The 22,176-nt window shown below is 71.2% G+C and carries 20 protein-coding genes; 12 read left to right on the top strand and 8 right to left on the bottom strand.

What is annotated here, in order from left to right; genetic code table 11:
• The first annotated feature begins 67 nt into the window (after positions 1-67).
• Genes FHT38_RS20215 through FHT38_RS20205 form a run of 3 tightly spaced genes read left to right on the top strand, consistent with a single transcriptional unit; the run spans position 68 to position 3,672 of the window.
• Positions 68-1,102, top strand: a complete 1,035-nt coding sequence (locus FHT38_RS20215; RefSeq protein WP_091728017.1) for a branched-chain amino acid ABC transporter permease — start codon at positions 68-70, stop codon at positions 1,100-1,102.
• 22 nt (positions 1,103-1,124) lie between these two features.
• Positions 1,125-2,939 carry an ABC transporter permease subunit gene (locus tag FHT38_RS20210; protein ID WP_183493037.1) on the top strand — a complete coding sequence of 605 codons (1,815 nt, stop codon included), beginning with the start codon at positions 1,125-1,127 and terminating at the stop codon, positions 2,937-2,939.
• 1 nt (position 2,940) lies between these two features.
• Positions 2,941-3,672: an ABC transporter ATP-binding protein gene (locus FHT38_RS20205; protein WP_183493036.1), complete on the top strand. Its 732-nt coding sequence runs from the start codon at positions 2,941-2,943 to the stop codon at positions 3,670-3,672.
• Positions 3,673-3,744: 72 nt separating this feature from the next.
• On the opposite strand, the gene FHT38_RS20200 is transcribed toward FHT38_RS20205, so the two are convergent.
• A complete protein-coding gene (locus tag FHT38_RS20200; protein ID WP_183493035.1) occupies positions 3,745-4,218 on the bottom strand; it encodes a VOC family protein in 474 nt (157 codons plus the stop codon).
• A gap of 175 nt (positions 4,219-4,393) precedes the next feature.
• On the opposite strand from FHT38_RS20200, the gene FHT38_RS20195 reads away from it, so the two are divergent.
• Positions 4,394-5,518 (top strand): HDOD domain-containing protein, encoded by a 1,125-nt coding sequence (locus tag FHT38_RS20195; protein WP_183493034.1) that lies wholly within the window; start codon positions 4,394-4,396, stop codon positions 5,516-5,518.
• A gap of 33 nt (positions 5,519-5,551) precedes the next feature.
• On the opposite strand, the gene FHT38_RS20190 is transcribed toward FHT38_RS20195, so the two are convergent.
• A complete protein-coding gene (locus FHT38_RS20190; protein WP_255488873.1) occupies positions 5,552-7,153 on the bottom strand; it encodes a glycine betaine ABC transporter substrate-binding protein in 1,602 nt (533 codons plus the stop codon).
• Positions 7,150-8,046 carry a LysR family transcriptional regulator gene (locus tag FHT38_RS20185; RefSeq protein ID WP_091727999.1) on the bottom strand — a complete coding sequence of 299 codons (897 nt, stop codon included), beginning with the start codon at positions 8,044-8,046 and terminating at the stop codon, positions 7,150-7,152. Before FHT38_RS20185 ends, FHT38_RS20190 begins: the two co-directional genes overlap by 4 nt.
• Before the next feature lie 259 nt (positions 8,047-8,305).
• Here FHT38_RS20185 and FHT38_RS20180 point away from each other — a divergent pair, with 259 nt between their 5' ends.
• Together FHT38_RS20180 and FHT38_RS20175 are read left to right on the top strand one after the other, a co-directional pair.
• The gene (locus tag FHT38_RS20180) at positions 8,306-9,238 is read left to right on the top strand and encodes a DMT family transporter (protein ID WP_255488872.1); all 933 of its coding nucleotides are present in this window, start codon (positions 8,306-8,308) and stop codon (positions 9,236-9,238) included.
• A 192-nt stretch (positions 9,239-9,430) separates the two neighbouring features.
• Complete coding sequence (locus tag FHT38_RS20175) at positions 9,431-10,000, top strand: hypothetical protein (RefSeq protein WP_183493033.1); 570 nt, start codon at positions 9,431-9,433, stop codon at positions 9,998-10,000.
• Between the two features lie 70 nt (positions 10,001-10,070).
• Here the strand turns inward: FHT38_RS20175 and FHT38_RS20170 are convergent, their stop codons facing one another.
• Positions 10,071-10,616, bottom strand: coding sequence for a proline racemase family protein (locus tag FHT38_RS20170; protein WP_183493032.1), 546 nt, complete (start codon positions 10,614-10,616; stop codon positions 10,071-10,073).
• Entirely contained in the window at positions 10,613-11,278 is a 666-nt protein-coding gene (locus FHT38_RS20165; protein WP_183493031.1) for a GntR family transcriptional regulator, read from the bottom strand. Before FHT38_RS20165 ends, FHT38_RS20170 begins: the two co-directional genes overlap by 4 nt.
• Before the next feature lie 216 nt (positions 11,279-11,494).
• Between FHT38_RS20165 and yajC the strand changes: the two genes are divergently transcribed.
• From yajC to FHT38_RS20145, 4 genes are all read left to right on the top strand, one after another.
• On the top strand, positions 11,495-11,824 hold the full coding sequence (gene yajC, locus FHT38_RS20160) for a preprotein translocase subunit YajC (RefSeq protein ID WP_091727982.1): 330 nt from the start codon (positions 11,495-11,497) through the stop codon (positions 11,822-11,824).
• Positions 11,825-11,991: 167 nt separating this feature from the next.
• Positions 11,992-13,896, top strand: a complete 1,905-nt coding sequence (secD, locus tag FHT38_RS20155) for a protein translocase subunit SecD (protein ID WP_183493030.1) — start codon at positions 11,992-11,994, stop codon at positions 13,894-13,896.
• A 37-nt stretch (positions 13,897-13,933) separates the two neighbouring features.
• Positions 13,934-14,968: a protein translocase subunit SecF gene (gene secF / locus FHT38_RS20150; protein ID WP_091727976.1), complete on the top strand. Its 1,035-nt coding sequence runs from the start codon at positions 13,934-13,936 to the stop codon at positions 14,966-14,968.
• 33 nt (positions 14,969-15,001) lie between these two features.
• Positions 15,002-17,374 carry a DUF1631 family protein gene (locus tag FHT38_RS20145; RefSeq protein WP_183493029.1) on the top strand — a complete coding sequence of 791 codons (2,373 nt, stop codon included), beginning with the start codon at positions 15,002-15,004 and terminating at the stop codon, positions 17,372-17,374.
• Between the two features lie 109 nt (positions 17,375-17,483).
• Here FHT38_RS20145 and FHT38_RS20140 read toward each other — a convergent pair whose 3' ends face one another.
• From FHT38_RS20140 to FHT38_RS20130, 3 genes are all read right to left on the bottom strand, one after another.
• Positions 17,484-17,936 carry a DUF494 family protein gene (locus FHT38_RS20140; protein ID WP_091727970.1) on the bottom strand — a complete coding sequence of 151 codons (453 nt, stop codon included), beginning with the start codon at positions 17,934-17,936 and terminating at the stop codon, positions 17,484-17,486.
• A 78-nt stretch (positions 17,937-18,014) separates the two neighbouring features.
• Positions 18,015-19,139, bottom strand: coding sequence for a DNA-processing protein DprA (gene dprA, locus FHT38_RS20135; protein ID WP_183493028.1), 1,125 nt, complete (start codon positions 19,137-19,139; stop codon positions 18,015-18,017).
• 42 nt (positions 19,140-19,181) lie between these two features.
• Positions 19,182-20,315 carry a LysM domain-containing protein gene (locus FHT38_RS20130; RefSeq protein ID WP_310737406.1) on the bottom strand — a complete coding sequence of 378 codons (1,134 nt, stop codon included), beginning with the start codon at positions 20,313-20,315 and terminating at the stop codon, positions 19,182-19,184.
• 250 nt (positions 20,316-20,565) lie between these two features.
• Between FHT38_RS20130 and def the strand changes: the two genes are divergently transcribed.
• Entirely contained in the window at positions 20,566-21,078 is a 513-nt protein-coding gene (gene def, locus FHT38_RS20125; protein WP_091727960.1) for a peptide deformylase, read from the top strand.
• Between the two features lie 26 nt (positions 21,079-21,104).
• On the top strand, positions 21,105-22,061 hold the full coding sequence (fmt, locus tag FHT38_RS20120; protein WP_183493618.1) for a methionyl-tRNA formyltransferase: 957 nt from the start codon (positions 21,105-21,107) through the stop codon (positions 22,059-22,061).
• Positions 22,062-22,176 lie beyond the last annotated feature (115 nt).

Raw genomic sequence — 22,176 nt, 5'->3', positions numbered from 1 at the left:
GACGCCGCCGGCACGCATCGGCGGCGCGCGATCAACGGCCCCGCCCGGCACCACGACAGGAGACAAGGTGGACGGGGCGATTGCAAGCATCCTGGTGCTGGACGGGGTGACCAACGGCGCGATCTACGCGCTGCTGGCACTGGCCCTGGTCCTCGTGTTCGCGGTCACGCGGGTGATCTTCATTCCTCAGGGGGAGTTCGTCGCTTTCGGCGCGCTGACGCTGGCGGGGCTGCAGCTCGGCCACACGCCGCTGACGATCCACTTCCTGATCGCGATGGCGTTGCTGGCCGCGGTGCTGGACCTGATCGCCGCCGCGCGCGCCGGACGCCTCGCGGCGGAACTGGCGCCGATCGCGCTGCGCGCCTTGCCCGGCGTCGCGATCGGGCTGTGCGCGCTCTGGCTGGCGCCGATGAAGCTGCCGCTGGTGGCGCAGGCGCTGCTGACGCTGGCGGTGGTCACGCCGATGGGCGGGCTGCTGTACCGCCTGGCCTACCAGTCACTGGCCGACGCCTCGGTGCTGGTGCTGCTGATCGTCTCGGTCGGCGTGCACTTCGCGCTGACCGGGCTGGGCCTGGTGTTCTTCGGCGCGGAGGGCTCGCGCAATCCGAGCTTCTGGGACGCGAGCTACACGGCCGGGCCGCTGATGTTCTCGGGCCAGACGCTGATCATCGTGATGGCCTCGGCCGCGCTGATCGTGGCGCTCTGGCTGTTCTTCGAGAAAAGCCTCTACGGCAAGGCGCTGCGCGCGACCGCGGTGAACCGGCTCGGCGCGCGGCTGATGGGCATCTCCAGCACCTCGGCCGGGCGGCTCTCGTTCACGCTGGCGGCCTTCATCGGCGCGCTGTCCGGCATCCTGATCAGCCCGACCACGACGATCTTCTACGACAGCGGCTTCCTCATCGGCCTGAAGGGTTTCGTGGCCGCGGTCTTCGCCGGGCTCTCCAGCTACCCCGGCGCGGCGCTGGGCGCGCTGCTCGTCGGCCTGATCGAGTCCTTCAGCTCCTTCTGGGCCAGCGCCTTCAAGGAGGTCATCGTCTTCACCACCATCCTGCCGGTGCTGCTGTGGCGCAGCTGGCGCGACCCGCACCATGAAGAGCATTGACGTGAGCTCCGACCGAGCCGCCATGAAGGCCTCGCCCCCCGTGCCCGCCGCGGCGCGCCCATGGTCGCGCCGCCTCGCGCCGGTGCTGCTGCTGGCGGTGCTCGCGGTACTGCCGCTGCTGCCGGTGCCCGAGTTCTGGATCACGCAGCTGAACTACATCGGCATGTTCGCGCTGGTCGCGCTCGGCCTGGTGCTGCTGACCGGCGTCGGTGGCCTGACGTCCTTCGGCCAGGCCGCCTTCGTCGGGGTGGGGGCGTACACGACGGCGCTGCTCAGCGCGCGCTACGGCCTGTCGCCGTGGCTGGGCCTGGCCGCGGGCCTGGCGATCACGCTGGCGATCGCGCTGGTGCTGGCGCTGATCACGCTGCGCATGTCCGGCCATTACCTGCCGCTGGCCACCATCGCCTGGGCGCTGAGCCTGAATTTCTCGATCGCCAACATGGAGTCGCTGGGCAAGTACGACGGCCTGCTCGGCGTGCCGGCCATCGAGCTTTTCGGCATCAGCCTGGCCGACGGCCGCGCCATCTACTACCTGATCTGGCTGTTCGCGATCGTCGGCGCGATCGCCGTGCGCAACCTGCTGGACTCGAGGCCCGGGCGGGCGATCCGGGCGCTCGGCGGCGCGACGGTGATGGCCGAGGCCATGGGCGTCTCCACCTTCCGCTACAAGGTCGTGATCTTCCTGATCGCGGCGCTGCTGGCCTCGGTGTCGGGCTGGCTGTTCGCGCATGTCCAGCGCACGGTGAACCCCAGTCCCTTCGGCCTGAAGATGGGCATCGAATACCTGTTCATGGCCGTCGTCGGCGGGGTGTCCAGCGTCTGGGGCGCCTTCGTGGGCGCCGGGGTGTTCAAGATCATCGAGGACCAGCTCAAGGAGCTGCTGCCCGCGCTGCTGGGCAGCAACGGCAACTTCGAGATCATCGTGCTCGGCATCGTGCTGGTGCTCATGCTGAAGTACGCGCCCAAGGGGCTGTGGCCGTCGCTGCAGGGGCTGCTGTCGCGCTGGTGGCCGGCGGCCCCTCGGGAATGGGACTGGGAGGGCGCGGCCGCGCTCGCGTCGCGTCCCAAGCCGCCGGCCGGCTCGGTGCTGCTGCGGGTCGACAGGCTGCGCAAGCAGTTCGGCGGCCTGGTGGCGGTGAACGACGTCAGCTTCGAACTGCGCGCCGGCGAGATCATGGGCTTGATCGGCCCCAACGGCGCCGGCAAGTCCACGACCTTCAACCTGGTCTCCGGCGTGCTGCCGGCGACCAGCGGCGAGCTGCGTTTCGCCGGCGAATCCATCACCGGGCTGCCTGCGCGCCAGATCGCGCGTCGCGGCCTCTCGCGCACCTTCCAGCACGTGAAGATGATCGCGGACATGACGGTGCTGGAGAACGTCGCGCTGGGCGGCTACCTTCGCTCGCACAGCGGCACGGCGAAGGCGATGCTGCGGCTGGACCGCGCCGAGGAGCGGCGCCTGTTCGCCGAGGCCGAATCGCAGCTGCGCCGCATCGGCATGCAGGACCACCTGCACGAGCTGGCCGGCAACCTGGCGCTGGGGCCGCAGCGGCTGATGGAGATCGCCCGGGCGCTGTGTGCCGACCCGTCGCTGCTGCTGCTCGACGAGCCGGCCGCCGGGCTGCGCCACAAGGAGAAGCAGGCGCTGGCCGCGGTGCTGCGGCAGTTGCGGGCCGAGGGCATGAGCATCCTGCTGGTCGAGCACGACATGGACTTCGTGATGGGCCTGACCGACCGCATCGTCGTGATGGAGTTCGGCACCAAGCTGATCGAGGGCACGCCCGCCGAGGTGCAGGCCAGCCCCGAGGTGCGCGCGGCCTACCTGGGAACGGAACACTGACATGAGCGAGTTGTTGAAGGTCAGCGGCCTGCACGCCGGCTACGGGCGCGCGGAGGTGCTCACCGGGCTGGACCTGCGGCTGCGCCAGGGCGAGGTGGTCACGGTGATCGGTCCCAACGGCGCCGGCAAGAGCACCACGCTCAATGCGCTGATGGGCGTGCTGCCCGCGCGCGGCCAGGTGCTGTTCGATGGCGAGGACGTCAACGGCCTGGGCCTGGAGGAGCGCGTGATGAAGGGCCTCGCGCTGGTGCCGGAGAAGCGCGAGCTGTTCACGACGATGTCGGTCGAGGACAACCTGGTGCTCGGTGGCTTCCGGCCGATGCGCCTGGGCCTGAAGGACTGGCGCGATGAACTGGAGCGCGTCTACGCGCTGTTCCCCCGCCTGAAGGAACGCCGCGCGCAGCTGGCGGGCACGCTGTCCGGCGGCGAGCGGCAGATGCTGGCCGTCGGGCGCGCGCTGATGGCGCGGCCCAAGCTGCTGATGCTCGACGAGCCCAGCCTCGGCCTGGCGCCGCTGATCGTCAAGGAGGTGTTCCGCATCGTCGCGCAGCTGCGCGAGGCCGGCGTGTCCATCCTCCTCATCGAGCAGAACGCCCGCGCGGCGCTCGAGGTCGCCGACTACGGGTACGTGCTGGAGACCGGCGAGATCGCGCTCGAAGGCAAGGCCGCGGACCTGGCCAAGGATCCGCGGGTCATCGAGACCTACCTGGGCGCGAGCCGCCAGGCGCACTGAGCCAGTTGAACCGAGCCAGCCGCATTGGGCCGGCACCGCGCGAGGCCGGTCGCGGCGCACGCCGGCGGGGCGTCAGCCCGGCTGGCCCTCGGCGAACATCCGGGCCATGCGCGCCTTGAGCTCGGCCTCGGAGACATCCTCCTTGTGGGTGGCCAGCATCCACTTGTGGCCGAACGGATCCGCGATCACCCCCATGCGGTCGCCCCAGAACTGGTCGGCCACCGGCATCTCCACCTTGGCGCCGGCGCCCTCGGCGGTCTTCACCGTCGCGTCGACGTCGGGCACGTAGATCACCACCGTCGTGGCGCTGCCGTTCAGGCTCAAGGGGCTGAGCGCGCCGCAGTGCGAGCGCTCCTCGGTCAACATGAACTTCGCGCCGCCCACGCTCAGTTCGGCATGCATCACGCCGTCCGGCGCGTCGAGCCGCAACTCGAGCTTGGCGCCGAAGGCGCGCTGGTAGAAATCGATCGCCGCGGCGGCGCCACGGATGGTGAGGTAGGGCGTCGCGCCGGTCGCGGCGGGGACGGCGGGTACGGAAGCGGTCATCGCAATCTCCTTCGGTCAAGGGTGGGTCACCTGCAGACGACGAACGGCGCCAGCCGGAATCGACACGCGTCGCGAAGCCGTCGTCACCGCCGCGCCCACCCCGAATCGGGGGAGTGACGCCGGCTGGCCGGAACGCGCGCGGGCGGTGCCCACCATAATCCGCCGACTTCCCACCATGGCGCTGCTGTCCTCCCTCCGCAAACTGCTGTCCGGCTCCGGCGATGCCCCGTCGGCCGGCCGGCCTGCTTCCTCCGCCGACCCGACCGCGCGGCCGGCGGCCCCGTCCGCCGCACCGGCGGGACCGGGCGCGGCCGCCTCACCGCCGTCGCAGCCGTTCGCGTCGGCACACTCGCACGGGCCCAGCCAGGTGTCGACCCAGACGGCGGTCTACACCGGCGGCGAGATCGTCTTCCCCGCGCTCGAGGCCTCGCCGGAGTGGTTGCAGTTCAGCGCGCGGCTGCTGGGGCTGTCGCGGCTCAAGGACGTGCCGCCGTCCGCCGGCGAGCAGGGGCTGATGCAGCGCCTGCAGGGGCAGCGCGGCTCGCAGTGGGCCGACCAGCTGCCGCGCCTGCCGGCGGTGCTGCCGCAGCTGATGCGGCTGGCGCGCCGGCCGGATGTCGGGCGGGCGGAGCTGGTGCAGCTGCTGTCGCGCGATCCCAGCCTGGTCGGCGAGCTGATGCGGCTGGCCAACTCGCCGCGCTACCGGCCCGAGCGCGAGATCACCGACCTGTCGGGCGCGGTGACGGTGCTGGGTCAGCAGGGTCTGGATCAACTGGTGATGGGCGCCGCGATGCGGCCCATCTTCCATCAGGGCAAGGGCCGCTACGGCAGTCGGGCCGGCACGCTGCTCTGGGACCTGAGCGAACGCACCGCCTTCGCCACGCGGCGGCTGGCCAACGCCGGGGACGACGAGTTCGCCGCCTACCTGGCCGGGCTCAGCTCGCAGCTCGGCCTGATGGCCCTGCTGCGCGTGCTGGATGCGATGTCGGCGCCCTCGGTGCCGCCGCTGGATCGGGAGGGTCTGCATCGCCAGCTGCTGCCGCTGACGGCCACCTGGTCGGCGCAGATCGTCGAGCACTGGGGCTTCCCGCCGCAGGTCGCCGAGGCGCTCGCGCCTCGCCCCGGGCGCGGCGCGGCGTCGGCGGTCCTGGCGGTGCTGGTGCGGCAGGCTCAGGCCGTCGCGCTGCGCCAGCTGATGCAGCCGGGGCTGCAGCCCGCGCAGCTGGGCGACTGGTCCGCCGCGCAGCAGCGCTGTTATGCGGCCATGGACAGCGAATTCGGCGCCGGCTCACCCGCCTGAGCGCTCGGCCTCCAGGCCATGCCGCCGACGGCGTCAGCCGCGCCGGCGTCTCGCCAGCCACCAGCCCATCAGGCCGAACGCGGCCTCGAGCGCCAGCGCCAGTGCCGCCGCGGGCAGCGCGCCGGCGAGCAGCAGCGCCTGGTCGTTCAGCGCCAGGCCGGTGACGATGCGCTCGCCGTAGCCGCCGGCGCCGATGAAGGCCGCCATCGTTGCGGTACCGACGGAGAGGCTGGTGGCAGTGCGCAGGCCCGCCAGCATGACGGGCAGCGCGAGCGGCAGCTGGATCGAGCGCAGCACCTGGCCGCGCGTGAGGCCCAGCGCCCGCCCCGCGGTGGTGAGCCCCTGCGGCACCTCGCTGAGCCCGACGGTGCAGTTGCGCAGCACCGGCAGCAGCGCGTAGAGCGTCAGCGCGACCAGCGCCGGCACCGGCCCGACCCGGTCCATCGCCCAGATCAGCAGCGCGAGCATCGCCAGCGACGGCACCGTCTGCAGCAGCGCGCAGGCGGCCAGCAGCGCCTCGCGCCAGCGCGGCCACGGATGCAGCGCGACGGCGAGCGGCACGCCGACCAGCGCCGCCAGTCCGACCGCGCCCAGCACCAGCGTCAGATGCTGCGCGGTGAGCCGGCCGAGGTCGGGTCCCGCGATGCGAGCCCACAGGCCGGACGTCGAGCGCCCGACGCCCGGCTCGAGCCTGGGCGAGGACGCCGATGCGGGCGTTGATGCCGATGCCGACGCAGCGGCAAGCGCGCCGCCCGCCTGACTGCGCGGCTTGGCGAGGAAAGCTCGCGCGATCGCGTCGAACGGCTGCCGCTGGATCTCCGCCTGCGCGTTCATCGCGATCATCGCGGCCTCGTCGATGCGCCCGCGCAGCGTCTGCAGCGCTGCCCAGGCGCGCGGGTGCCGGCGCGGCAGGTCGACGCGATACAGCAGCACGGCGTCGTAGCGCGGGAAGAAACCGGCATCGTCGGCGAGCACCGTCAGGTCGAGCGCCGCGATCTGCGCATCGGTCGTGTAGACGTCCGTGACATCGATCTGGTCGTCGGCGAGCGCGCGGTACGCCAGGCCGTGATCGAGTCCGGTCGGCGTCTGCGGCAACGCATAGCGCCGCGAGAGCCCCGGCCAGCCGTCGGCACGCCCCAGGAACTCGTTGCTGAGCCCCAGCCGCAGCGCCGGCTGCCCCTTCAGCTGCGACACCGCCGTGAGCCCGAGCGCACGCGCCCGCGCCGACCGCATCGCCAGCGCGTAGCCGTTGTTGAAGCCCAGCGGCACGTCGATCGCCAACCCCAGCGGCCGCAGCTCGGCCTGCAGCTGCGCCAGCGGCGCGCCGGTCGTCGCATGACCGAGGATCTCGCGCTCGATCGTGCCGAGGTATTCGGCGTAGACATCGATGCTGCCGGCCTTCAGCGCCGCATGGACGATGGCCGTGTTGCCCAGCCCCTGCTTCAGCTCGACCGCGGCGGCGGGGTCGCCGGCCCGCGCCGTCTGCGCGAGGATCTCGGCCAGGATGTAGCTTTCGGTGAAGCGCTTCGAGCCGATCCTCAGCGGCTCGGCGGCCCAGGCCTGAGTCCCGGTCGCCAGCGCGACGCCGGCCAGCAGCAGGAAGAGGAGCGGCCGCAGCCCGCGGAGCAGCATCATCGGCGCAGCATAGTCGAGCCGCTGCGGCTGCGCGCCAGCGTGCGCAAGACCTGGCCCGCGAAGGCGTCCGCCGCCGCCGACCCGGCCGAGGCCTTGCTCCGCATCAGCACCACCGACATCGCCGGCAGCGAGGTGGCCGGCGGCATGCCATGGCGCTCGTCCAGCAGCTCCATGCCGTCCGGCACGCTGCAGCGCGTGAACAGCGCGATCGCCAGGCCGCTTTCGACCGCCGCCAGCATGCCGGCGGGGCTCGCGCTGTCGCAGACGATGCGGTAGGGCCGCTTCAACGCGGCCAGCGCCGCCAGGGCCGCCTTGCGCGCGAGGCTGCCCGATTCGTAGACGGCCACCGGCAGCGGCGTCTGGCGCCAGGCCTCGAAGCGCGGTGCGCCGAACCATGCGAGCGGCTCCTCGAACAGCGGCTGCCCGCGTCCGGCGCGATCGCGCGTGACCACGGCGACATCGACTTCGCCGCGCGTGAGCCGCGGGATCAGCACCGTCGACTGCTGGCAGACCAGCGTCAGTTCCACCGCGGTGTGGCGCCCGGCGAAGTCGCGTAGCACCGGCGTGAGGTAGGGCACCGCGTAGTCCTCCGGCACGCCGATGGTGAGCCGTCCGTGCAGCGTCTCGCGCCGCAGCGCCTGCACCGCCTCGTCGTGCTGCGCGATCAGGCGCCGTGCATGGCCCAGCAGCTCGCGGCCTGCGGGCGTGAGGTCGAGCCGGCGCGGCGTGCGCACCAGCACGGGCTGTCCGACCGCGCGCTCCAGCTTCGCGATCTGCATGCTGAGCGCCGACTGCGAGCGATGCACCCACTGCCCGGCCGCCGTCAGCGAGCCCGCATCCACCGCGGCGACGAAGGCGCGCAGCCAGTCCAGTTGAAGGTCGGTCGACGACATCCCATCCTCCGCCGCCCGGGCGAGCATTCGAATCCGTGATGCTAAGCGTGAAAAGGATTCGCTTTGCTGCCGGTCGTCCTAGCCGCAGACTCGCCGCATGACTTCATTCGTCCCATCCCGTGTCGCCGTGACACCGGCCGGTGCCGACGCCGCCAGGCCCCTGTACGACTCCACGCCCGGCGTGACGCCGACGCCTACCGTGGCGTCCGCGATGGCACCTGCGATGACGCCTGCGATGGCGCTCGCAATGGAGTCCGCGATGACGCCCGGCACTGTCGCGAACCCCGGACTGGGCGCGCCCGTCAGACGGTTGCGCGAAGGCCAACTGCTCATGATCGGCGGCGGCCTGCTGCTCGGCACCATCGGCGTCTTCGTCGAAGAGGCGGCGCAGGACCCGGCCACGACCGTGTGGTTCCGCTGCGTGTTCGGGCTGGCCGCGTTGCTGCTCTGGGGCGCCGCGCGCGGCCGGCTGGGGGAGCTCTTCCGGCTGCGGGGGCGGCCGCTGGTCGCGGTGATCGCCGTCGGCGCGCTGACGGTGCTGAACTGGGGCTTGTTCTTCGCGGCCATTCCGCGCTGCTCGATCGCCGTGTCCACCGTGGTCTTCCACGTGCAGCCCTTCTGGCTGATGGCGATGGGCGCGTTCTGGCTGCGCGAGCGCGTGGACCGCGCCCAGTGGCTCGCCGCGGCGGTGGCGCTGTGCGGGCTGGCGTTGGCCACCGGCATCGCGGACGAGGCCTTCGGCGCCACCGCCGGCGGGCGCGCGAGCGAGCTGCCCGGCTACCTCTCCGGCGTGCTGATGTGCCTGCTCGGATCGATCAGCTATGCGGCCGCCAGCTTCATCGCCAAGGTCGAGGCCGATCGCGCCGGCTCGTTCGCCTTGTCGGCGGGGCAGTGCGTCGTCGGCGCGCTGGTGGTGCTGCCGTGGCCGCTGATGCACGGCTGGCCGGCCTGGGGCGCCGCCTGGGGGTGGCTGGCGGGGCTGGGCGTGCTGCACACCGGGCTGGCCTATGTCGTGCTCTATGCCGGCATGGCGCGCCTGGGCACGGGCCGCATCGCGGTGCTGCAGTTCGTCTATCCGGGCACGGCGGTGCTGGTCGACTGGCTCGTCTACGGCCGCGCGCTGGGGCCGGCGCAGCTGGCGGGCGTCGGACTCATCGCCGCGGCGCTGTGGACGCTGCGCCGGCGCGGCTGAGTTCCGGCTGAGTTCCGGCGGCGTGATGCGGGCCTCGCGTGGGCCTCACGTGGACCCTCATGTGAACTTCATGCGGGCTTTCCTTCAGGGCTGCGCTTCGTCCCGCCGGTCATGCAGTCCGTCGCCGCGGGGACGCCGCGCGTCGCGTCGATTCGTAGAGTGCGCCGCATTCAGCGAACCACGGAGCGCCCGATGTCCACCTCTTCCGACCGCCACGCCGCGCCCGGCCCCGCCGGCCGGCATCGTCGCAACGCGCTGCTGCTGTCGGCGATCACGCTGGCGCTCGGCGCCTGCGCCCAACCGGCGCCGCCACCGCCGCCGCCCTCGGAGGGCTTCAGCGCCGGCATCACCTTCGACGCGAAGGCCGATGGCGTCGACCTCGAGACGCCGCTGTATCCGGGCGCCGTGCCCTACAAGGATCGCGACGAGGACAAGTCCGGCGTGCGGATGAGCCTGTGGGGCGGCCTCTTCGGCATGCGCCTGGCAGCGGGCAAGTTCCAGAGCCAGGACGACGTCGACCGCGTCGGCCGCTTCTACCGCCGCGCGCTCGCGCGCTACGGCACGCCACTCGACTGCGGCGCGGCCGATGCGCCTCGCGGCAAGCCCAGGGACGGCGGTCCGCTCACCTGCGACGACGACAAGCCCGACGCCGGCGGCCGGCTCTACAAGGTCGGCCTGCCGAAGGACTTCCGCGTCGTGGCGGTGAAGCCGCTGCCCGATGGCACGACGCAGATCAGCGTCGCCCGGTTGAGCCTGCGATGAGCCGCCCCGGCAAGACCGCCATCCGTCGCGGCCCGGGCCAGCTGTCCCACCGGGTCCGGCCGCGGCCGGTTCAATCGCCGCCGACCGCGGCCGCGCCCGGCGACGCCGCCGCCGGCGCGCCCCAGGCCAGCGGGTCGTCCGGCTCCGCGACCAGGGTGCCGTCGATGAGGATGTGACCGCGGCCCTCGGGCGCCTCGAGCGCCGGATCGTCGAAGCGCACGCTGCCGTCCAGCGCGAAGCTCGCGGCGATCGTGCCCTCGGGCGTGTCCAGCCGCACCGGGCCCGGCCGCAGGCGTCCCACATGCGCCAGCGCGGCGAGCACCGCGACCAGGCCATCGGGCGTCGGCGCCACCGGGCCGGTGGCCGCCAGGAACAGCACGCCCACTAGGCTGCCGGGCCGCTCGGGCTCGGTCAGCAACGCGGCCTGCGTGCCGGGCGCGCTGCGCGGCGCACCGGTCAGCGCGCGCCGCCAGGCATCGTGGCCGGCGTTGAAGGTCGCCAGCCGCTCGGTCATCGACGTGCCGGCCAGCGCGGGACCGCCGCTGACGACGATGCGGGTCAGCACGCCGCCGACATGCGCGTCGACGAGCCGGGCCGGGGTGGGCAGGACATTCATGCGATCACCTGTTGCGTGAAGTTGCGCAAGTGCGCCATCAGGGCGTCGGAGGCCTCGGCGGCCGCCTCGCCGTCCCCGCTGGCGATGGTCTCGGCCAGGCGCTGGTGGGCCCGGGCGCCGCTGGCGACGTCACCCAGGTGCCGGTACGCGTACCAGAAGCGCCGGCACTGGATGATCATGGGCAGCACCGCCGCCACCGCGTAGCGGTTGCGGCAGGCCGCATGGTTGACGCGGTCGAGCTGCTGGTCGACCCGCATGTAGGCCTCCAGGTCCTGGCGCTCGGCCGCCTCGGCCATGCGCCCGGCGCAGGCCAGCAGCGCCGAGCGCTGTGCCGGCGAGGCCCGTCGCGCCGAACAGCACGCGATCAGCCGCTCCAGCGGCCGGCGTGCCTCCAGCAGGTCCAGGTGCTCGGCCAGCGGGATGTCGCTCACCAGCAGGCCGCGGCGCGGCTGCTGCGCGATCAGGCCGCTGGCGACCAGCCGCATCAGCGCCTCGCGCGTGGGCGTGCGCCCCAGGCCGATGCGGGAGATCAGCTCCGACTCCACCACCGGCGCCCCCGGGCGCAACTGCAGCGTCGCGATCAGGGTCTCGATCGCGTCATAGGCCTGGTCCGCCTGGCGGCGTTTCTCGACGTCCTGCAGTTCGAGGGTGTCCGAAGTCATGGGTGCGGATCATCGCAGGTCCACCCGGCGGGCTTCCCGGGACGGTATTGGATTGACTTTGCGCAGGTCAACCCCAGTTAAATCCGCGTCCGGCGGGCGCCGGGCCGGCCGGACGGGCCGCATACAATCACCGGTTCTTCCGTACGTCCGGGCCTCGCGCCCGGCGGCGCTCCGGCTTCCGGGCTCGCGCCAACGCCTTTCCTGAGGGATATCGACGTGTTTATTTCCAACGCTTTTGCCCAGACCGCGGGCGCCGCCTCGGCCGACCCGACCAGCGGCTTCCTGCAGATGCTGCCCCTGGTGGCCGTGTTCGTCGTCATGTACTTCGTGATGATCCGTCCCCAGATGAAGCGCCAGAAGGAGCACAAGGCGATGGTCGAGGCCCTGTCCAAGGGCGACGAGGTCATCACCGCCGGCGGCATGCTCGGCAAGGTCAGCAAGATCGGCGAGCAGTACCTGAGCGTCGAGATCGCCTCCGGCGTCGAGATCCAGGTCCAGCGCACCTCGGTCGTGCAGGTCCTGCCCAAGGGCACCGTCTCGAAGTAATCCGACAACCCGACCCGGGGCGGCCCGCGCGATCCGCTCGATCCGCGTGACCGCTCCCTGACGACCCGGCCCGTGCCCCGCACCGGCCGGGTCCGCTTTCAGTGGCGCCCGCCGGCCCGACGCCGAGCGCGGAAGGGCGAGGCGCCTGGTTTTCAGAGGATCTCCTCATGAACCGTTATCCGCTGTGGAAGTACGCGCTGCTCGTCGTGGCGCTGCTCGTGGGCCTGATCTACACGCTGCCCAACCTGTTCGGCGAAGCGCCGGCGGTGCAGGTGTCCAGCGCCAAGGTCACCGTCAAGGTCGACGACGCCGTCCGGCAGCGCGTCGAGCAGGCGATCCAGCAGGTCGGCGTCACGCCCGACTTCGTGCATCTGGAAGCCGGCTCCGTGCGCGCCCGCTTCCATGACACCGACGCCCAGATCAAGGCCAAGGACGCGATCGCCAAGGCCCTCAACGGCAACGAGACCTCCGACCCGACCTTCATCGTCGCGCTCAACCTGGTCTCGCGCAGCCCCGACTGGCTGACCTCGCTGCATGCGTTCCCGATGTACCTGGGCCTGGACCTGCGCGGCGGCGTGCACTTCCTGATGCAGGTCGACATGAAGGCCGCGCTGACGAAGAAGGCCGAGTCGATGGCCTCCGACGTCCGCACCATGCTGCGCGACAAGAACATCCGCCACGCCGGCATCACCCGCGAAGGCAACGACGTCGCCATCAACTTCCGCGACGAGGCCACCCGCACGCAGGCGCTGAACCTGCTGCGCGAGCAGGTGCCCGACTTCGCCTGGACCGCCACCGGCGCCGGCACCGAGCTGCGCCTGAGCGGCTCGCTCACGCCCAAGGCCGAGATCGCCGTCCAGGACGCCGCGATCAAGCAGAACATCACCACGCTGCACAACCGGGTCAACGAACTAGGCGTGGCCGAGCCGGTGATCCTGCAGCAGGGCCGCGACCGCGTCGTCGTGCAGCTGCCGGGCGTGCAGGACACGGCCAAGGCCAAGGACATCATCGGCCGCACCGCGACGCTGGAGCTGCGCATGGTCGACGACAGCGCCGAGGCGCAGGCCGCGCTGGCCGGCACCGGCCCGGTGCCCTTCGGCACCGAGCGCTTCACCGAAAGAGATGGCGCCCCGATCATCGTCAAGCGCCAGGTGGTGCTGACCGGCGACAACCTCAACGACGCCCAGCCCGGCTTCGACGAGAACCACCAGCCCTCCGTCAATCTGAAGGTGGACGCCAAGGGCGCCCGCATCATGAAGGACGTGTCGCGCGAGAGCATCGGCAAGCGCATGGCCATCATCCTGTTCGAGAAGGGCAAGGGCCAGGTCGTGACCGCGCCGGTCATCCGCGGCGAGCTGGGCAACAGCTTCTCGATCACCGGCGGCAACATGTCCGCGCAGGAAGCCAGCGACAGCGCGCTGCTGCTGCGCGCCGGCTCGCTGGCCGCGCCGATGGAGATCATCGAGGAACGCACCATCGGCCCGTCGCTGGGCAAGGACAACATCGACAAGGGCATCGCGTCGGTCACCTGGGGCTTCGTCGCCGTGGCGATCTTCATGTGCCTGTACTACATGATGTTCGGCGTGTTCTCGGCGGTGGCGCTGGGCTTCAACCTGCTGCTGCTGCTGGCGGTGCTGTCGATGCTGCAGGCCACGCTGAGCCTGCCCGGCATCGCCGCCATCGCGCTGGTGCTGGGCATGGCCATCGACGCCAACGTGCTGATCAACGAGCGGGTGCGCGAGGAACTGCGCGCCGGCATGGCGCCGCAGCAGGCGATCCACGCCGGCTACGAGCGCGCCTGGGCCACCATCCTGGACTCCAACGTCACGACGCTGATCGCGGGCCTGGCGCTGCTGGCCTTCGGCTCCGGCCCGATCAAGGGCTTCGCGGTCGTGCACTGCCTGGGCATCATCACCTCGATGATCTCGTCGGTGATGTTCTCGCGTGCGCTGGTCAACCTCTGGTACGGGCGTCGCAAGCGCCTGAAGTCCGTGTCCATCGGCACCGTCTGGAAGCCGGACGCCACCCCCGGCACGCCGGACGGCGACGCCCCGGCCGCCGAGGCGCGCTGAGCGCCGGCCCCCCGCAGAGAAGAGAGCGCACAACGCCATGGAATTCTTCCGAATCAAACGGGACATCCCGTTCATGAAGCACGCGTTGATCCTCAACGCCGTGTCCTTCCTCACCTTCGTCGCCGCGGTGTTCTTCCTGGTCACCAAGGGCCTGCACTTCTCGATCGAGTTCACCGGCGGCACGGTGATCCAGGTCCAGTACGCGCAGGCGGCGGACGTCAACCGGACCCGTCACATCGTCGAGCAGATGGGCTTCGGCGAGATCCAGGTGACCAACTTCGGCACCTCGCGCGATGTGCTGATCCGCCTGCCGGTGAAGCCCGACGTCAAGCAGACCGAGCTGGTCGACCGCGTCTTCGGCGAGCTGTGCAAGGCGGAGCAGGGCAAGGTCGTGGCCCACCAGGAAGTCACCCCGCAAGGGGAGTCGGTGAGCAAGCAGGCCTGCGCGGTCAACGGCGCCGAGCCGCTGAAGCTGACCAGCAGCGAGGTCGTCGGCCCGTCCGTCGGCGCGGAGCTGGCCCACGACGCCGCGATGGCGCTGGGCTTCACCGTGATCGGCATCATGCTGTACCTGGCCTTCCGCTTCGAGTGGAAGTTCGCCGTGGCCGGCATCATCGCCAACCTGCACGACGTGGTGATCATCCTGGGCTTCTTCGCCTACTTCCAGTGGGAGTTCTCGCTGGCGGTGCTGGCGGCGATCCTGGCGGTGCTGGGGTACTCGGTGAACGAGTCGGTGGTCATCTTCGACCGGATCCGCGAGGCCTTCCGCAAGTACCGCAAGCTCAACACGCACGAGGTCATCGACCACGCGATCACGTCCACGATCAGCCGCACGATCATCACGCACGGCTCGACGCAGATGATGGTGCTGTCGATGCTGCTGTTCGGCGGCCCGACGCTGCACTACTTCGCGGTCGCGCTGACCATCGGCATCCTGTTCGGCATCTACTCGTCGGTCTTCGTCGCGGCGGCGATCGCGATGTGGCTGGGCGTCAAGCGTGAGGACCTGGTCAAGGCCGGCCCCGCCAAGCAGGGCGATCCGGACGACCCCAACGCCGGCGCGGTCGTGTAGTAGAGTCGTCCGCACTCCTCAACCTCACGCTCGATGACCGCCGCCGACGCAAGATCCCAGGCCCTGGCTTCGCAAGCGCGGCGCGTCCACACGGAGGTGCTGCTGCGAGGGCTGCCCGCCATGGTGGCGGTCCTGACCACGGCGGTGCAGGACCTGCTCTCGCAGCCGGCCGAGCACTCGCTGCAGATGGCCCGCCGCGATGCCTACGACGCCTGGCAGCGCGCCTCGACGCCCTGGCATGCGCGGCTGGGCAAGTCGCTGCGGCATGCCTACCACCACGGCGCCGGCGATTCGCGCTCGGCGTCGCTCTCCTCCCGCCCCCAGAACCTGTCCCTGGTCAGCGACGACACGATCGAGCGCGAGATCATCGCCTCGCGGCTCGCGCTGGCCATGATGGACAAGGCCAGCTGGGAATTCAGCGATCTGCGCAATCGCATGCAGTCGCTGGAGCGCGTCGAGGACCTGGCCCAGCAGGACCTGCTGCGCGCGCAGGTGCTGTCGCGGCTGGTGCTCGACGCCTGGTTCGAGGCGGGGCTGAGCAGTTCCGTCTGGCAGATGCTGCAGCGCTGGCTGCACCACGAGTTCTCCCAGCTGCTGAACGAGGCCTATCACGAAGCCAACCACTGGCTGATCCAGCAGGGCGTGATGCCCGAGGTGGACCTGCGCCCCTTCATCCGGCGCAACGCGCCGGCCGGCGGGATGACGCAGGCCGCGCCGCTGGGGCCGGCCACCGCGCATGGCGGCATCGCGCCGCAGGCGACGGCCCATGGCGCCCCGCTGGGCGCGCAGGCCGGCGGCCCGGCGGTGCCTGTCGGCACCCCGGCCAGCCAGTCGGCCCAGCAGGTGATGGCGCAGCTGCAGCGGGTGCTGGCGCGCCATGTGCCGGAGCTCGCGCAGGCGCCGGCGCGGTCCGGCATGCCCATGCCCGGACCGGCGACCCGCAGCGGCCTGCCGGCGGCGCCGGTCGGTGCGTCGGGCATGTCGGGCGCCGGCCCGGTCACTCGGGGCGGTTCACCGCGCCTGAGCGCCGCAATCAATCATGCCCAGGAAGCGGTGCAGCGCCGCGCCGACCAGGTCGCCACGGTGGACCAGCAACTGACGGCGCCGCAGGCGCTCGACGAGATCCGCCATCGCAACCAGGCGCTGAAGCAGGTCCTCAAGAGCGCCGCCGACACGCCGGCCGAGCGCGCGACCATCGAGCTGGTCGCCTTGCTCTTCCAGGCCATCCTGCAGGAAGAGCGCATCCCGCCGGCGATCCGGGTCTGGTTCGCGCGGCTGCAGATGCCGGTGCTGCGCGTGGCCGTGGGCGAGCCGGACTTCTTCGCTACCGACGACCATCCCGCGCGGCGCCTGATCGACCGGATGGGCTCCTGCGTCATGGGCTTCAGCACGTCCACCGCCGAGATCGGCGACGCGCTGGAGCGCGAGATCAAGCGCGTCGTGCAGGTCGTCGAGGCCTATCCCGACACCGGCCGGCGCGTGTTCCAGACGGTGCTGACCGAGTTCGAGAAATTCCTCGACCACTACTTCGAGCAGGAGAACGAGGTCTCGAAGAAGGGCGTGTCGCTGGCGCAGCAGGTCGAGCAGCGCGAAACGCTGGCGATCCAGTACACGATCGAGCTGCGCAAGATGCTGTCCGAGGTGCCGGTGCAGGACGGCGTGCGCGACTTCCTGTTCCAGGTCTGGGCCGACGTGCTGGCGGTGACCGGCGTGCGCTACGGGCCGCAGGCCGAGCAGACCAAGGCGATGAAGCGCGCCGCGGCTGACCTGATCTGGTCGGCCAGCGCGAAGGTGTCGCGCGAGGACCGGGCCGAGGTGATCCGGCGCCTGCCGCCGCTGCTCAAGACGCTGCGCGACGGCATGGGCCACGCGGGCATGGGCCATGAGCGGCAGGATGAGCACATCCGTTCGCTGAACAATGCGCTGGCGGCGGCCTTCACCGCCAAGACCGCGGCGATCCCGCGCGAGCGCCTGGACGACCTGATGAGCCAGCTCGAGACGCTGGAGGCGATGCTGCCGTCGCCCGAGGCGGGCGAGATCAACGAGACGCTGGTGCGCGACCTGTCCAGCCACGAGTGCGACGGACTGGAAGTGGTGGCCGAAGGCGGCGCCGCGCCGACGCCGGCGATGCTGGCCTGGGCGCGCGAGCTGCAGGTGGGCAGCTGGTACATGCTGGACTACCGGGGCCGGGTGGAGCCGGTCCAGCTGGTCTGGCGCGGGCTGCGGCACCACTTGATCCTGTTCGTATCGCCGCAGGGGCGGGGCGTGCTGTTCCAGCTGAGCCGCCTGGCGGCTTTCCTGCAGGCCGGGCTGATGCTGCCCGCCCAGGACGAATCGCTGACCGTCAAGGCGACGCGCAACGCGCTGGCCAAGCTCGAGGTCGATCCGAGCCGGCTGCTCGCCTGAGGGCGGGTGAGGGCGGGGTGGGGGCGGGGCGCTGTTGCCGGCGCCCTAATGAAAAAAACCGGCGCCGCGAGATGCGGGGCCGGTTTCTTTTTGAGCGCTGGCGCCCGGTTCAGTGGATCAGGCGCTCTTCGGGCGCGACGAACAGTTCGTCGAGGATCAGCGCGTCGGGCTCCTCGCCCAGGCTCCAGAACACCATCAGCACGATGATCTTCAGGTCCTCGAGGTCCAGCGGGCCGCCGGGGATCGCCATCGCGCGGTCGATCACCATTTCCCGCATCGCGGTCGGCAGCACGCCGGCCGAGGCCAGGAAGCTGATGAAGCCGACGGAGCTTTCGCCCAGGTGCTCCTGCTCCTCGCGGGTGTAGATGCGCAGGCTGCGCTCGCCGGGCTCGCCGTGGTGCGACTGGGCCGAGGCGGCCAGGCCGTCCAGCCAGGACAGCGCGTCGCGGATTTCGTCATCCTCGAAGCCGACTGCCGACAATTTCCGGGTCAGCTGGGCGTGATCCGGGCAGGCGTCGGGCCGCCAGTAGGTTTCGTACAGATAGACGAGCACGTCGAACATGGCGGGCACTATAACCGACCGCCCGAAAGCCCTTCCGGCCGAAATGAGCCCCGGCGGAGGTCGACATCCACGGATGCTTCAGGCCCGGCGACGGCGCTGGAACAGCGCGCCGGGGAGGCGGGCGACGAGGCCGTCGAGCTCCAGGTCCAGCAGGGTGGCGTTCAGCTCGTCCTGCGGCCAGCCGCTGCGCTGCGACAGCTGCTCGAGCGAGACGGTGTCCCGGCCGATGGCCCGGAGCAGCGGGTGGTCGTCCTGGGCTGCGGAGGATTCGGGCGTTGCCTCGGCGTCCACTTCGGGCTCGGGATCAATCGCTGCCTCCCGTAGCGAACCCCGCGCCGGCAGCTCGGCGAGCAGGTCGTCCAGTTCCTGGACCAGGCAGGCGCCCTGCTTGAGCAGGTGGTGGCAGCCCTTGGACTGGGGAGCATGGATCGGTCCGGGGATCGCGAACACCTCGCGGCCCGCTTCCGAGGCCTGCCGCGCGGTGATCAGCGAGCCGGACTTCAGCGCCGCCTCCACGACCAGGCAGCCTTCCGACAGGCCCGCGATGATGCGATTGCGTTGCGGGAAATTCGGCGCCATTGGCGGCGTGCCGACGAAATACTCGCTGACCAGCAGTCCGCGGCGGGCAATGTGGCGGGAAAGTTCAGCGTGACCGAGCGGGTAGACCTGGTCCGGACCGGTGCCGAGCACGGCGATCGTGCCGCCGGGCGTGTGCAGCGCCGCCTCATGGGCCGCGCCATCGATGCCCTGCGCGAGGCCGGACACGACGCAGAACCCGGCTTCTCCCAGGCCCGCGGCGAAGTGGCGTGCGTTCTCGTCGCCCTGGGGGCTGGGCCGGCGGCTCCCGACCACGGCGACGCAGCGCTGCCCCAGCAGCTCGCGTCGGCCGTCGAGGTACAGCATCAGCGGCGGATCCGCCGTGTTCAGCAGCGCGAAGGGGTAATCGGTGTCGCTGAGCAGCAGGATCGAGCGCCGCTCGCCGCCGGAGAGCCACGCCTGGGTCCGGCGCACGAGGCGGTCCAACTCGGTGGGCGGGCTGCGTAGCCGCTCAGCTTCCTCGGCCGAGAGCGCCTGCCCCCAGCCGGCTTGACCGGCCGCCAGGGCGGCACCGGGACCGCCATGGCGCGCCAGCAGCCGGCGAGCGGCGCCGCGCGAGACGCAGGACAGCAGCCGGAGCCAGTCGCGCAGATCGTCTGGGCTCATCCGTTCGGTCCTGACTGCGACCTGGTCCGGAGAGCCGCTCGATCACGGCTGGGTGAAGCGGTCGCCCGGGACGACCGGTTCCTGGACCGACAGGATCAGCGCGTACGACACCCGGTCGAAGACCTGGAAGACGAACAGCTGGCCGTGACGCTCGTCAGGGAGCTTCACTTCCTCGCGGCGGGGCGTCGTCGGGTCGCGCACGACACGGCCGCTGTGCCAGAGCGCCAGCACATGGCCGCGCTCCAGGCCGTCGCGGCTGCCCTTGTTGAGCGCGACGATCTGGTTCTGGCCCGCGGTGATCGCGTCGCCGTAGATGGAAACGATGTAGCCATCGATCGCCCCAGCGGGCGCGTGCGGCACATAGCTCGTGTAGGAGCGCGGCGGAATCGGCGCGATCCGGTCGCCGGGCTGCGCTTCCAGGCGGTTCAGCGTCAGCGTGAGCGTCGCGGGGACTTCCTTGGTGCTGGCCGTCGCGGGCGTGCCGGCGCGGGTCAGGTCAGCGGTGCCGACATAGACGGCCTCGTAGCCCAGCACTTCCTTGGACACCGGGTCGCGCAGCGGGCGCGGCTCGCGGAACACGCGGTAGGCATCGATATCGGGCGTCAGGTTGCCTCGCACATAGGCCCGGTCGCCCTTGGTCATCCAGACGCGGTTTTCCTGCGCCGAGACGATGCGGGGGGCCGTCGCCAGTTCGTTGCCGTTCAGGACGACCGCCTCGTTGAGGAAGGGCTCGATCAGGTGCTGCGGGATCGCGGCGATGGAGCCGTCGTACAGCGACTCGGCGCGCACGCGCGGCGAGAGCTTGACCGTGCCGCCGGCCGCGCCGCCGACATCGCGACCCACCTGCAGCCGCGCGCGGCCGTCGGACTTGATCAGCATCAGCACCTGACCCGGGTAGATCAGGTGGGGGTTGCGGATCTGGTCGGTGTTCATGCCCCAGAGCTCGGGCCAGCGCCACGGGCTCTTCAGGAACAGGCCGGAGATGGCCCACAGCGTGTCGCCCGACTTGACGGTGTAGGTGTCGGGCGCGTTGGGCGCCAGCTCCGACAACGGCACACCGGCCTGCGCGACCTGCTGGGCGGTCTGGCGCTGGTCGGGCGTGATGGGGTAGTTGCCTGCCGCGAAGGACGTCGTGGCGGCAGAGGCCGCCAGCAGGGCTGCAGAAATTGTCGTCAAGCCCAGCGGCCGCCTTTGCGTCATTACTTGTTCTCCCGCGCCGAGATCGAAGGCCCCTCGTGGCCAATGGCGCTTTTGTGACGAGGGCCGTGCAGTCCGCCAAATCGGCGAAAATCGACCTTCTCGCTGGCGGCGATTCTGCCCCGGTTCAGGGGCACCCGCAATGAAGGTGCCCGCCGTCCCTTGCAAGCCCTTACAAACAGGCGTTGTGCGCCGTCCACAGCGGTCCACCACCCTCCGCGTCCCCACCATGGCGAAACTTTCCATTCTTCGATACCCCGATCCGCGCCTGCACACCGTCGCCAAGCCGATCACCGCCGTCGACGACCGCATCCGCGCGCTGGCTGACGACATGCTGGAGACGATGTACGACGCTGACGGCGTCGGCCTCGCCGCCACGCAGGTGGACGTGCACGAGCGCCTGCTGGTGATGGACGTCTCCGAGGAACGCAACCAGCCGCTGGTGCTGATCAACCCGGAACTGGTCGCGCGCAGCGAGGAAATGATGGAAGGCGAGGAGGGCTGCCTCTCGGTGCCGACCATCTACGACAAGGTCATGCGTCACAAGAAGGTCACCGTGCAGGCGCTGGACCGCGACGGCCACACCTTCCAGTTCGACGCCGAGGGCCTGCTGGCCGTCTGCGTGCAGCACGAGATGGACCACCTGGCCGGCAAGGTGTTCGTCGAATACCTGAGCCCGCTCAAGCGCGAGCGCATCAAGACCAAGCTGGTGAAGAAGGCCCGCGAGGACGCCAAGCGCTGATGGCCGACGCCCCGACTCCCGGCGGCCTGCGCGTCGCCTTCGCCGGCACGCCCGAGTTCGCGGCCGTCGCGCTGCAGGCGCTGCTCGACGCCCGCTTCGAGGTGCCGCTGGTGCTGAGCCAGCCCGACCGCCCCGCCGGTCGCGGCATGAAGCTGCAGGCCTCGCCGGTGAAGCAGCTGGCGGTGGCGCACGGCCTGGCGGTCGCGCAGCCGCGCAGCCTGCGGCTGGACGGCAAGTTTCCCGACGAAGCTCAGGCCGGCCGCGAGGCCTTGCTGGCGGCCCGGCCCGACGTGCTGGTGGTGGCCGCCTACGGGCTCATCCTGCCGCGGTGGGTGCTGGACCTGCCGCGCCTGGGCTGCCTGAACATCCACGGCTCGATCCTGCCGCGCTGGCGCGGCGCGGCGCCCATCCACCGCGCGATCGAGGCCGGCGACACCGAGACCGGCATCACCATCATGCAGATGGACGAGGGCCTGGATACCGGCGACATGCTGCTGATCGAGCGGCTGCCGATCGCCGCGGCGGACACGACCGCCACGCTGCACGACAAGCTGGCGACGCTCGGCGGCCGCATGATCGTCGAGGCGCTGGAACTCGCCGCCTGCGGCGGTTTCCACCCGGTGAAGCAGCCCGAGGCCGGCGTCACCTACGCCCACAAGATCGAGAAGGCCGAGAGCCAGATCCGCTGGTCCGACGACGCCGCGCAGATCGCGCGGCGGCTGCGCGCCTTCGATCCGTTCCCCGGCGGCGTCGCCCAGCTGGACAGTGAGCCGCTCAAGGTCTGGCGCGCCGAGGTCGTCGACACCGACGGCGTGCGCGGCGAACCGGGGCGGGTGCTGGCGGTGTCGGTCGATGGGCCGGTCGTGGCGTGTGGGCGCGGCAGCGTTCGCTTGACGGAGCTCCAGCGCGCCGGCGGCAAGCGGCTGCCCGCGGCAGCCTTCCTCCAGGCGCGACCGCTCCAGGTGGGTGAATCGCTCGGGTGAGCTTCGCCCCTGCGGCGACCGAGCAACTCGCGGGCAATGCCCATGCCCCTTTCCGCTCAATCGCCTCCGCACGCTCGGCATTCGCTTCAAGGGGCATGGGCATCGCCCGCGAGCG

The sequence above is a fragment of the Mitsuaria sp. BK041 genome, assembly GCF_014193085.1.
Taxonomy (GTDB): domain Bacteria; phylum Pseudomonadota; class Gammaproteobacteria; order Burkholderiales; family Burkholderiaceae_C; genus Roseateles.
The sequence above is the reverse complement of the archived record's forward strand: the minus strand, read 5'-3'. Positions and strand labels throughout refer to the sequence as shown.